This is a genomic window from Bowmanella yangjiangensis (genome assembly GCF_017255015.1).
Taxonomy (GTDB): Bacteria; Pseudomonadota; Gammaproteobacteria; order Enterobacterales; family Alteromonadaceae; genus Bowmanella; species Bowmanella yangjiangensis.
This window is the reverse complement of record NZ_JAFKCS010000789.1, coordinates 1-334: the sequence shown is the minus strand read 5'-3', so window position 1 is coordinate 334 and position 334 is coordinate 1. Positions and strand designations below refer to the sequence as shown.

The window sequence follows — 334 nt, the reverse complement described above, 5'->3', positions numbered from 1 at the left end:
CCTTGGGTACCTGACCAGTGGCAGGCGGCACGCACCAAGCCATGGACAACGCTATACCAGAGCTGCCTCTTGTACAACCATGTGAAGCGTGCGGGTTTAGCGTCTGGGTCAGCTGGCTTGCCCATTTTGCTGACTTTAAAGGCTTTTTTGCTCAGTTCTGCTTGGCAGCTTGTTGTACTTTATTTGTACATTGATTGGTTTGTGTATAGGTTTTTCGGCGGCCAGCGGGCAGAACGCAACCGGCCAGCACAGGGCTGGCCGGCCGTCGAAACGGTCAAGGGTCAGGGTTTGCCGATGCTGGCGGCACGCCTGCTCAGACGCGTCTGATAGTTAC

At 55.7% G+C, this 334-nt stretch carries 1 protein-coding gene; it reads left to right on the top strand.

Annotation, left to right across the window (positions count from 1 at the left end):
- A partial coding sequence (locus J0A65_RS26690) for a hypothetical protein (protein WP_206597189.1) occupies nt 1-327 on the top strand: 327 nt, incomplete at its 5' end.
- Nucleotides 328-334: the final 7 nt, after the last annotated feature.